The following is a 10871-nucleotide window of genomic DNA, read 5'->3' on the forward strand; positions in this document are numbered from 1 at the left end:
AATACCCTCGCGAACTTTGTGAAAAAAAATCTAAGCAGTCTAAGTAAGTCTAATATTCGAAAAATCTAATAATCCAACAATCTAACAATCTAAAAATCTAAGTTTGTATCTATGAAAAATACTTTTGATCTGAGAACAGTAAACGTCATGCGTTATATAACGCCATTGCGCGAGGGAGGTTCTTTACCTGCTTTGGCAGAAGCCGATGACGATTTTAAATACGTCTTAAAATTTAGAGGAGCCGGTCATGGTGTAAAAGCTTTGATTGCCGAATTGGTGGGTGGGCAAATCGCAAAAGCTTTAAAATTGCAGCTTCCGGAATTAGTTTTCGCCAATCTTGACGAAGCGTTTGGAAGAACGGAAGCTGATGAAGAAATTCAGGATTTACTGCAGGGAAGCCAGGGATTAAATCTGGCACTCCATTTTTTATCAGGAGCCATCACATTCGATCCTGTGGTGACTACTGTTGATGCTAAGCTGGCTTCGCAAATTGTTTGGCTGGATGCTTATATTACCAATGTAGACCGTACTTTCAAAAATACAAATATGTTAATTTGGCATAAAGAATTATGGCTGATCGATCACGGAGCGTGTTTGTATTTTCATCATTCCTGGAACAATTGGGAACAGCATGCCAAAAGTCCGTTTGCATTAATTAAAGACCATGTTTTATTGCCGCAAGCTTCGCTTTTAAAGGAAGTAGATGCTGAATTTAAAGCGCTTTTATCGCACGAAATATTAGAAGAAATTGTAAATACAATTCCACTGGAATGGCTGCAATGGGAAGATACCGACGAAGAGCCGGAAACCTTGCGAAAGGTGTATTTACAGTTCTTGCAGACCCGATTAAATCATTCAGAAATCTTTGTAAACCAGGCGCAAAATGCAAGATAATCACTTATATGAGTATGCCGTAATCCGCGTGGTGCCAAGAGTAGAGCGCGAAGAGTTTCTGAATATCGGAATCATTTTGTTTTGCAAAAAAAAGAAATTCATAAAAGTTCTTTTTCATCTGAATAAAGAAAGAATACAAGCCCTTTCTGCCGACTTTGACATCGAGCAATTAGAATGTAATTTAACGTCATTAGAAAAAATTGTTAATGGGGCTAAAGACGGCGGTCCGATCGCTGAATTTGAGATTCCGGAACGTTTTAGATGGCTCACGGCCATTAGAAGTTCGGCAATACAAACATCAAGACCTCATCCGGGCTTATGTCAGGACTTAGGAAAAACGATTCAGAGATTATTTGAAGAATTGGTTCTTTAGAGGAGGTTTACAGTTGTAGAGATACAAAGGTTCAGAGGTTTTTAGTAGAAAAGGGTATCACTGTCTGATATGTTTAAGAAAAATGCAAAGACGCTAAGACGTAAATAATATAAAACTTTGTGAATTAGCGTCTTTGCGAGACTAAAAAATGTTGAATTCTTTTGATTTTGTGTAAAACCTTCTTTTGCAAATTTCTATAATTCCGATGCTTATCATTAGACAGTTTTTTGCCGGGAATTGTTAGAAAGAAAATACCTGTTATTGTTTTTAATTTTTTTAAGTTTGCTTCATAAAAAACAGTCCAAATTAAATTTAAATCCCCTTTGTAAACCTACAAAAAGTATGAAGTTTCAAAAATTACCTTTGTTACCATTGGCCTTAATGGTACTTTCTCTTTATTCCTGTACGTCAGAAGATTCTCCAACATCAGGTGAAATAACAGATCCCGCCGTAATTAATCCGGCAGAACAAAAATTAGTTTCAATTGCTTATCCCTCAAGTAATAATCTGGCTTATATGATGGATAAACAGGAGTTTAAATATGATAATTCTAAACGTATTAATGTGATTGGGAGCTATTTATCTGTTTCTTATGTTGGAGACGATTTGATTGAAACCAAAACATTAGGAGATAATGTATCTAATGCTGACATTGAAAACAAAACATCGATAGTGTTAAAGAATAAAAATGTTACCAGTATCATTTCTAACACAGTTTTTAAAAGAACTACGGGAGAAACTTACAGTATCGAAAGAGATTCAACTGTTTATAGCTATGCGAATGAATACATCTCTAAGATTTTAAGCTATCATAAGAAATCTGTTGACGGGGATGGAAAGTATCGTTTACAAAGACAATTGGATTTCCAGGTTACAGCAGGAAATATTACACAAGTTAAAACTGCTGAATATGGTGAAGTAGTCGTTAGTAATTATACTTATGATAGTACACCAAATATTTTAATGGGAGATATTGCATATGAAACACCACTATCTTTAATTAGAGGGTATAACATTTTATTACATGATAAATTAGGAAAAAGAAACGTAAATAATGTTGTTTCAATGGAAAATGTATTTAAAGAAACACCTTTTCAAAAATCTTACAAAACTGTAAATTACAGAAGAAACGTAGATAAATACGGAAGAATTAGCGAAATTGTAATATCCGGAAGTTGTGTAACCAGCAATCCATTCAATACGGCTACCAATTTTACAGATGAAAAAGTAATCTTCGAATACAAATAAAAAATCTCGCAAAGTTGGAGAGACATAAAGATTCAGAGGTTTGAAGCGACGAAAGTTAATTTAACCGCAAAGTGCGCAAAGATTTAATGTAAAGCTTTGCGAACTTTTATATTTCATGAAATTTTCAACAGATTAAAAGCATTGTAGTTTTTGCATCAAACCTAAAACTTGAAACCTAAAACTTGAAACCTAAAACTTGAAACCTGAAACAAAAAAAACCTGAAACAAAAAAACCACGAACTACAAAACTGTAATCCGTGGTTTCAAAATAAAACTAACTTGTATTTATTAATTGTAATGGATTAAAACGATCCGCAGATATTGCCTCCTAAAGTTGCTCCTGCATTGGCAGAGATATCAGCTTTAACAGCAGTTTTGTTCAGTTTTACGATCGAATAGGGTGGAGTAAAAGCAGTACCGCTTCCCGCTTGATTTCCGGTTGTATTGGTGAAAACATTGTCTGTTGCTGTAACAGCAGTAAAACCGCTCATTAGATCGATAGGCGTTTTTACACCTTCAAAAACGTTGCTTTCTACATTTAGATTCGCTTCAAAACCTGCCGCAATACATTTATTACTTACTGTGCTGTTAAAGAAGTTGTTTACCAGATGTATCCTTCCAAAACGTACTCTTGGCATTCTTTCTTTGCATCCCGGAGCCCACCAGCAGCGAGCGAAAGTGATTCTTAATTTTCCACGGTCGGCAGTTGCACCATCACTGGAACCAATTAAATTAGAATACCTGTGATCGTCAGAACCTCCTGGACCTCCGGCTTTAGGAGCTTTTAAATAACCGAATTTTGTATACGAAACCGTAATAAAATCTGATTTGTTTTTGATATCGAAGTTCCCGTCAACGCCATCTCTGAATTCGCAATGGTCTACCCATACATTTTGGCAATCATCTAAAATAGCATTGTCCCAACCATCTGTGTCATAAGCACCCGGACCTTCAAAAATAAGATTTCTGATAATAAGATTGGTGCATCTTTTAATGTTGATGATACCCGAACCGTCTTTCGTTTGGTTAGTCGAAACCAGTTTTGCACCGCTTGCACCGTAAATGGTTTTGCCACTTTGATCCTGTAGTGATAATCTTGTAGTAACCGTAATGGTACCGGTAACTTTAATCACTTTTACAGCACTGTTTTCAATAGCCGATTTCAGCTGTGTATAATTCGAAACTACTTCTTCTGGAGAGGAACCTCCACCAGTTGTCCCTCCATTTTGAGAAGCCCATCCCGGAACCTGGGCGCAGTTTCCAATTTTTGCCGTCAAATTACCGGAAGTTGTTGGAGAGGTTTCGATAGTAGCATTTTCACTACTTTGCGGGGTAGCAATTTCTTCGGTATTACAGGCTGCAAAACCGAAAATCAATGTCAATAGAAACACTGAGATTGTTGATTTAAATTTCATAATAATTAAGTTTGGTTAAATAGTTAATAGTGCAAATCTGCTTATAATTAGGATGAAAAAAGTTGAACAAGTTCAATGTTTTGAAAATAATTTACTGTTAAATGTGTTTTCGGTAGCCGTTACATTACAAAAAAGTATATTTTTGTGTAATCGATTGCATTATTTTTCATTCATTCACCTACTTACGTCCCTGAGTAAGAATAAAAAGTAAATACCATATGTACAAAGACCTACGATTAAGTATCGAGCGCAAGATTCCGTTAACAGATGAGGAATGGAATTTTGTAGTTGAAAAAGTAAAGTTTATTAAACTTAAGAAAAACGAATTTCTGCAGATTCAGGATTCAAAGAGTTCTTATGAAGGCTTTATTTTGAAAGGTACTTTTAAAACCTATATTTTAAATGACAACGGAACCGAAAGTGTCATTTTCTTCTCTTTCGAAAATGAATGGATTTGTGACCTTGAAAGCTTCTATCATCAAAAACCTACGACTTATAATATCAAAGCAATAGAAGAAAGTGAAATCTTGGTGATCAGTAAGAAAAACAAAGCACTTTTGTTCGAACAAGTCCCCAAGTTGATTCAGTTTCATATTTTAATGGTTGAAAGGGCTAATATTGCCATTCAACAAAGACTTATTGATGTATTAAACAAAACTTCCAAGCAAAGATATTTGGAGTTTATGGCACGATATTCACACAAGGCTGATAAAATCAATAACCGGAATTTATCCTCTTATCTGGGAGTTTCTCACGAGTTTTTGTCAAAGATTAAGAGAAGCTGCTAAGATTCTAAGAGGCTAAGGGGCTGAGTTTTTTTAGTAGTATGCTTTGATAAATAGAAGAAAGAAGCAAGAACAAAGAAGCATAAACTTTGCGTTTTCGTGTCTTTGCGAGCACATGTCGTGCCAGTTAAAAAAATTTTGCGAATCCTTGCGTAACCCTTCGCGAACGTTGCGGTTAAATTCATTCCGGATTTTCAATCACTAACAAATCATAAGGTTTTAGATCGTACGTCTTCTCATTAATTTGAACAACGGCTGTATCTAAAGAAAATAAAAGTACCATTTGAGCATTACAATTTTGATTAGCAGCTGTTATTTTCATTGGTAATGGGATATTAAGATTCTAAGAGGCTAAGGGGCTGAGTTTTTTTAGTAGTATGCTTTGATAAATAGAAGAAAGAGGCAAGAACAAAGAAGAGCTTAAACTCTGCGACTTTGTGCCTTTGCGAGCATATACCATACCTGCCAAAAAAACTTTGCGAATCTTTGCGTAACCCTTCGCGAACGTTGCGGTTAAATTCATTCCGGAATTAAAAATCCAATACTCCAAAGAGGCATTTATTAGAAAAGTGAAGTGTTATGTTTTTCTTTTCCGGATTTTCAATGATCAGTAAATCATAGGGTTTTAGATCGTACGTCTTCTCATTAATTTGAACAACGGTTGTATCTAAAGAAAATAAAAGTACGATTTGAGCATTACAATTTTGATTAACAGCTGTTATTTTCAGTTGGTGATGGGATATTTTTTCAGAAACCATCCAGTTAAAATCAATGCCTTTTGTAAAAGAAGTTACGGCATCATTTGAGTTAAATTCCATGATTTCATATTGCTCATATATCTTCTTTTGTTTGTTTATCTCAATATGCAAATCGTTATCAAGCATAACCAGATATCGATGATAACCTTTAAATTGAGTAAATACCGATGGTTCCTGCTCTATGGTAGCACTGCTTATTCTGAATGCGAAATCTCTATCAGCGTAGTTTGCTGTTTTGGGATAGATCATATATTCATACGTCAATCCACCGCTCCAAACAGCGGGTTTACAATTTTCTTTGGGTAAAAGGTGTAGGGTCATTTTTTTATTATTGGAGGTTCAAAGGGGCAAAGGTTTTTCTGAGGTACTAAGGTTCTAAGGTGCTGAGTTACTAAGTTTTTTTAGTTTTTACTTTCAAACCTCAAACCTCAAACCTGAAACTTGAAACCTGAAACTTGAAACTTGAAACAAATAAAACTAAATAACCTTCTCTAAGTAAATAAACTCCAGAGGTTCTTTAGAAATAGTAACATGAATTTCACTTACTGGAAAAGCTTCTCTCTCGCCTGTATCAACATAGCCGTGACGTTTGTACCACGCAATAAGTTCATCCCGAACCGAGATCACCGTCATAATAATACTGGATAATCCCAAAGCTTTCGCATGATTTTCGGCTTCAGACAGCATCTTTTTTCCGATACCGCTGTTTTGTAATTCCGGTGAAACCGTTAACATTCCGAGATACAATTGCTGTCCTTTTTCGACCAGTAAAACCGAACCGATAATTGTATCATTTTCGGTGTATTTTAGAATGGTGTTTTTAGGATCCAGAAAAATTTCGGTCATTTCCTGTTCGTCAGTTCTTTTTCCTTCTAATAAATTGGCTTCGGTTGTCCAGCCTTTTTTGGAGGTTTCCCCTCTGTAGGCCGAATTGATTAAAATGGTTAACGCCGGAATGTCCTGTAAAGAAGCTTTTGTAATCATGAATTATTGTAATTGTAATTTAGTCTTAATATGTTGGTTATGATTGATTTAATACATAGAGACATAGGTTCAGTATTTTTGAAAAAGACGTTTCACTTTATTTTAATTCACATATACTTCTATGTGAAAGAAATTTGTTTCTCTTTTTCGTCCTCTTTGATTATGCTTAAAAATCTATGTTTCTATGTGTTAAATCAATTTTTGTTCATTAAACCCAAGAGGTTCAATTTAGTATTTTGCAGGTTGTCCGGCTTTAGGTAAGGATTGCTTAATGAAAGTTCTGATGTCTTCGTTGGCAGCTTCTAAATCTGCTTTTCTCAAATACATCATATGACCGCTTCGGTAACCTTTCCATGACATTCTATCCGTTAGTTTTCCGCTTGGATCCATTTGCCATAAATCGTATTTTGAATTAAAGTAATCGCAGGCGCCATCGTAATATCCGGATTGTACCATGACATGCAAATATGGATTTTGAGCCATAGCCTGTCTTAGGTTTTCGCCTGTTTTATCATTCGATCTGTCCCAAGGATGTACAGAGCCGAACATATTGTATTTAAAGTCTGTTTTGTAGTTCAAATTGTTGCGTAGGTACATATTGATGGCAGGCGTAAACGAGTGCAGCCAGGAAGTAAGTTCGGCATTAAAATCAGGGCTTTCGCCTGAGTCTTTGCGGTCAATTCCTTTGTATCTCGAATCAAGTCTTCCTACCGTATAGCCCTTATCTCTTAGCAGTTCTTTCCAAAAATAATCATAAGGAAGATCTAAATTGTTTTGCTGGATCACTTTCTCCGGAATACCGGAATAACGTGCTATTTTAACGCCAATTTCTTTTCTTTTTTGGTCGTTCAGAGATCCTCCTTTGGTCAATGCAGGAAGAAGTTCGTTGACGGTAAAATCTTCCACTTCGGGTAACATGTCTGTTAAATCTTTGTTTTGCAGATCAGGAGGAAGCATTTTGTGGTACCAGGCAGTAGCTGCAAAATAAGGCAATTTAAGAGCAGCATCAGAAACTACACCACGTGTTATTCCTAATTCAGTTGGAGAAACCAAAATCACTCCGTTAAGATACATCCATTGGCTGTTTTGCAATTGAAGCGCTAATCCCGAGACACGGGTTGTGCCATAACTTTCGCCAATTAGGTATTTAGGAGAAGCCCAGCGATTGGTACGGGTTACAAAACCATTGATCCAGTCGGCCAGATATTTAATGTCGGCATTTACGCCAAAGAATTTTGTAGTAGGAATGTCTTTGCTGGTAGGTCTGGAATAAGCCGTATTCACAGGGTTTACAAAAACAATATCGGCAACATCCAGAATAGAATACGGATTTTCTTTTATTCCGTAAGGCTGTACAGGATATCCTTCATCATCAATGTTTAAGAGACTCGGTCCTGTGTAAGCAATCTGCATCCAAACCGAAGCAGAACCCGGACCACCGTTAAAGGAAATAACTAGCGGACGCGAAGCCTGATCTTTTACATCAGAACGCTCATAATAGGTGTAGAACAATCCGGCAATTGCTTTTCCGTCTTCGTCCCAAACCGGCATCGTACCTGTTGTAGCTTTGTAAGGAACTTTTTGTCCTTTTATGGTAACGGAGTGATTGGTGATCACACTAGCATCCGGATTGAAAGTAAGATTAGAAGGCGAATTTTCTTCTTTTGCAGGGGCTTGGGGAGCTTTTGGTTTTGATTCCTGAGCAGATGAAATTAAGGATCCGGCTAAAAGGAATACAAGCAATGTTTTTTTCATAAAAATAGGGTGTTAATAGAAATTAATGCTCTAAGCAGGTGGCTGTATTTAGAATTTTTAAAGATATAAAAATAATCATAAGTGAGGATTTTTAATCTCTAAGAGAGGAGAAGTAATTTTAGGAAGGTCTAAGTGGGATAGGGATCCCCCATGTTTTTTGACTAGCCTCCTGCTTTAGTTGGAGGTTTTAGGAAGTTTTCATTGTGGCTTTAGTCAAAAATAAGTATTTGGCTAAAGCCCAATTCTTATTTTTGAATACAAAACCCCTAGCTGAAGCTGAGGGCTATTGAATTGATTTATATTGAAGTTAATTTTTTAGATTTTTTTTTGAATAGCCTCCAGCTTCAACTGGAGAAAATAAAGAAGAGAATAGGAAATGGCTTTAGCCGAATTTTTTGTGATTTAATTTGTTTGTGTTCGGGAGCAGGATGAAATCAACAATTTTCTAACTTCCCCTTTTAGGATTATTACTAAATGGAATAATGGTTTTTGATTTATTTTTAAGAACAAAATACTTACTTTTGGCGCCTCATTTGGGGAAAGCCCTACTAATTAATTTTTACAAACTAAATATGAAATTTAAAAAATTACTATTACTCTTTTTACCGCTTATTTTTTTTAGCATTGTTTCCTGTTCTTCTGATTCTGAAAATCCACAACCCACTATTAAAAATCCTGAGGTTATAGATCCTGTGACTAAAAAAATAAGCACAGCTAAATATTCCTATGATGGGGGGCATCCTTTACCATACACTTTGAATGAAGTAAAACATGAGTTTGATAATTTAAATAGAATTAGCAAAATTAGCATGGATGGTTGGATTTATGGTGTTACTTATGTGAGTTCTGATATCATAAAAATTAATTTGATAGAAGATCCTGTCGCCGGATATAAAAACTATTCAGAAAAAACACTGAAATTAAAAAATGGAGATATTACCACTATAATTGAGAGAAGCTCTTTTTTAAACGAAAGTACAAATGAAGCATTTGGTGCAAAGATAGATTCTGTTACTTTTGCTTATTCGGATCGTTATCTTTCTAAAATTCAATACTATTCAAGTAAAGATAATGGAAAAAGCTATACTTTAGGAGGTCAATTTGACTTTCAAGTTACAGATGGAAATATTACTCAGCTTAAAAGAACTAATATTTCTATAGGGAATGTTAATATTATGAAATATAAATACGATAACAGTGCTTATATTAATTTTGGAGATATTAACTTTGAAACTCCTATTTTCTGTGTTAGTGGAGCATTTGCAACTTTTTTTGATGACAAGTTAGGTAAAAAGAGTAAAAATAATATCGTAGATATAGAATTTGATAACAATGAAGATGTCGTTTTTATGGTAGGTTATACCTATTTTAAAAACATTAGCATAAAAAGAAATTTTGATAAATCCGGAGAATTAAATGAGATTTTAATGTCAGGAACTACCTATAGGTATTCAAAGAACGGTCCTACTACTACGACTAGTACTAAAACTTTTTCGGATGCAAAAGTGAATTTGATTTATAAGTAATTAGAAGGAATAACTGTAAATTTAAAAAGTTCGCAAAGTTTAAACCAAACTTTGCGAACTTTTTAAATTTTTGGAAATTCTAAGCGGTATAAACTAAGAATCTTTAGTCAAAAGCATAAACTTCTACCTTAAAAGTAAGTAATTTCAAAGTTTCTTTAAAAAAAAGATACTATTACCCCAGAAAATCCTCGCTATCGCGAGCGTCTCGCTGGTGTCCGTTCCAATTGATTATCGATTTTCTTTGCGTTCACGAGCGGGACGCTCGCGCTAGCGGGGGATTGTTTCACATAATTTTTATTAAAAGGGATTTAGTTTATTTTCTGAATCTGATTTAGTATTTCTCTTCTCTTTTTCAGATGCAGTTACTTCAGATATAAGATTTTTAAGTTCGTTTTGGTTAAAGTTTTCTGCAACTTTTTTAAAACTTGCTAAAGCTGTTTCTAAACCATTTACAGAATTTTTTGCGCGTTCTTTTATTTGTTCAATCAAAGGTTCGTTTCCCGAAATAGGCTGTGATGAAAACTCTTTATATAGAAAGTTTCGACCATTCACGTATTTATTACTACCATTGTAAAATTGATTTCCAACAATATTTCCGAATAATTCTAGATTTCCAATGATTGGAATTTGAAAAATTGCATAATCCATATAGCTTCCCGGAGAAAATGAAACTCCAGATGGAGCGTTGTGAAATCCAATTATTTCTTTGTCAATTTTTACAACGGTTTGAGTTTTATCTAATGATGGAGTTTCAATTGCATAAGTATTGTAAGTCACATTTTCAAATTGATCTGAAAAAAGATCTCTATCAGAAGATTTCAAGATTTTCATTTTTACATTTTCCAAAATTGCTTGGTAAACATTTTTCATGATATATAATTTAAAGTTCTTGTTTAGTGAGATTTCGTGGTAAAAATGGATCTAAACTTTTGTATACAGGTAACAACCCTCTGTTGTTGTCTTAAATTAGTTTGAGTTATCTAAAGTTAATTTCGTTTTTAAATATCCCTGTTTTTTTCTTACCAATTTTTTAAACTTTGATGTCTAATGATAAAAAAAATCCCCTAAACTAGTGTGAGCATCCCGATTGTTAGATTCTAATTTTTAATTTGAAAATCTTTGCTAGCACGAGC

General features: G+C 34.7%; 10 protein-coding genes. 5 read left to right on the top strand and 5 right to left on the bottom strand.

What is annotated here, in order from left to right:
• Window positions 1–111 precede the first annotated feature (111 nt).
• From JO950_RS14365 to JO950_RS14375, 3 genes are all read left to right on the top strand, one after another.
• Window positions 112–894 carry a HipA family kinase gene (locus tag JO950_RS14365; RefSeq protein WP_202703279.1) on the top strand — a complete coding sequence of 261 codons (783 nt, stop codon included), beginning with the start codon at window positions 112–114 and terminating at the stop codon, window positions 892–894.
• Window positions 884–1267 (top strand): DUF3037 domain-containing protein, encoded by a 384-nt coding sequence (locus JO950_RS14370; RefSeq protein ID WP_202703280.1) that lies wholly within the window; start codon window positions 884–886, stop codon window positions 1265–1267. The genes JO950_RS14365 and JO950_RS14370 overlap by 11 nt, the downstream gene beginning before the upstream one ends.
• Before the next feature lie 342 nt (window positions 1268–1609).
• Complete coding sequence (locus JO950_RS14375; protein ID WP_202703281.1) at window positions 1610–2515, top strand: hypothetical protein; 906 nt, start codon at window positions 1610–1612, stop codon at window positions 2513–2515.
• 302 nt (window positions 2516–2817) lie between these two features.
• Here JO950_RS14375 and JO950_RS14380 read toward each other — a convergent pair whose 3' ends face one another.
• Complete coding sequence (locus JO950_RS14380) at window positions 2818–3930, bottom strand: polysaccharide lyase family 1 protein (protein ID WP_202703282.1); 1113 nt, start codon at window positions 3928–3930, stop codon at window positions 2818–2820.
• A gap of 218 nt (window positions 3931–4148) precedes the next feature.
• Between JO950_RS14380 and JO950_RS14385 the strand changes: the two genes are divergently transcribed.
• A complete protein-coding gene (locus JO950_RS14385) occupies window positions 4149–4718 on the top strand; it encodes a Crp/Fnr family transcriptional regulator (protein ID WP_202703283.1) in 570 nt (189 codons plus the stop codon).
• 527 nt (window positions 4719–5245) lie between these two features.
• Here the strand turns inward: JO950_RS14385 and JO950_RS14390 are convergent.
• The 3 genes from JO950_RS14390 to JO950_RS14400 all read right to left on the bottom strand — a co-directional run bounded on the left by JO950_RS14390 (window position 5246) and on the right by JO950_RS14400 (window position 8212).
• Window positions 5246–5794: a HutD family protein gene (locus tag JO950_RS14390; protein WP_202703284.1), complete on the bottom strand. Its 549-nt coding sequence runs from the start codon at window positions 5792–5794 to the stop codon at window positions 5246–5248.
• A 156-nt stretch (window positions 5795–5950) separates the two neighbouring features.
• Entirely contained in the window at window positions 5951–6457 is a 507-nt protein-coding gene (locus tag JO950_RS14395; RefSeq protein WP_202703285.1) for a GNAT family N-acetyltransferase, read from the bottom strand.
• Window positions 6458–6685: 228 nt separating this feature from the next.
• The gene (locus JO950_RS14400; RefSeq protein ID WP_202703286.1) at window positions 6686–8212 is read right to left on the bottom strand and encodes a S10 family peptidase; all 1527 of its coding nucleotides are present in this window, start codon (window positions 8210–8212) and stop codon (window positions 6686–6688) included.
• 482 nt (window positions 8213–8694) lie between these two features.
• On the opposite strand from JO950_RS14400, the gene JO950_RS14405 reads away from it, so the two are divergent.
• Window positions 8695–9738 carry a hypothetical protein gene (locus tag JO950_RS14405; RefSeq protein WP_202703287.1) on the top strand — a complete coding sequence of 348 codons (1044 nt, stop codon included), beginning with the start codon at window positions 8695–8697 and terminating at the stop codon, window positions 9736–9738.
• Window positions 9739–10035: 297 nt separating this feature from the next.
• On the opposite strand, the gene JO950_RS14410 is transcribed toward JO950_RS14405, so the two are convergent.
• Complete coding sequence (locus tag JO950_RS14410; RefSeq protein ID WP_202703288.1) at window positions 10036–10608, bottom strand: hypothetical protein; 573 nt, start codon at window positions 10606–10608, stop codon at window positions 10036–10038.
• Window positions 10609–10871 lie beyond the last annotated feature (263 nt).

It is taken from the genome of Flavobacterium sp. UGB4466, assembly GCF_903469665.1.
Taxonomy (GTDB): Bacteria; Bacteroidota; Bacteroidia; order Flavobacteriales; family Flavobacteriaceae; genus Flavobacterium; species Flavobacterium lipolyticum.